Here is a 320-nt window from a genome sequence, read left to right as displayed (position 1 = left end):
CCCCCCCCCCCCCCCCCCCCCCCCCCCCCCCCCCCCCCCCCCCCCCCCCCCCCCCCCCCCCCCCCCCCCCCCCCCCCCCCCCCCCCCCCCCCCCCCCCCCCCCCCCCCCCCCCCCCTTTCTAATGATCCGGCGACCACCGAGATCTACACTGTTGTTCGTTCGTCGGCAGCGTCAGATGTGTATAAGAGACAGGGCCCTGGCTGTCGGTAAAGGTGACGGTGACGGTCTGGCCGGCTTCCACACCCGTGGTGCTGCCGCTGACCACCACCGCGCCGCTTTCGGTCTTGTTGTAGACGTGATCGCTGCCGGCACCATCGTT

The 320-nt window shown here is 74.1% G+C and carries 1 protein-coding gene; it reads right to left on the bottom strand.

Annotated features, from left to right (window positions below; all coding sequences use genetic code 11):
• Nucleotides 1-119: 119 nt before the first annotated feature.
• Nucleotides 120-320, bottom strand: a 201-nt coding sequence (locus JHD64_RS21365) for a hypothetical protein (RefSeq protein ID WP_199055648.1), incomplete at its 5' end; no start/stop codon positions are given.

Origin of the sequence: Aquitalea sp. ASV15 (assembly GCF_016429115.1) — a bacterium.
In the GTDB taxonomy this organism is placed as follows: domain Bacteria; phylum Pseudomonadota; class Gammaproteobacteria; order Burkholderiales; family Chromobacteriaceae; genus Aquitalea; species Aquitalea magnusonii.
Note: the sequence above shows the minus strand (reverse complement) of the source record. Positions and strands in the feature narration are given on the sequence as shown.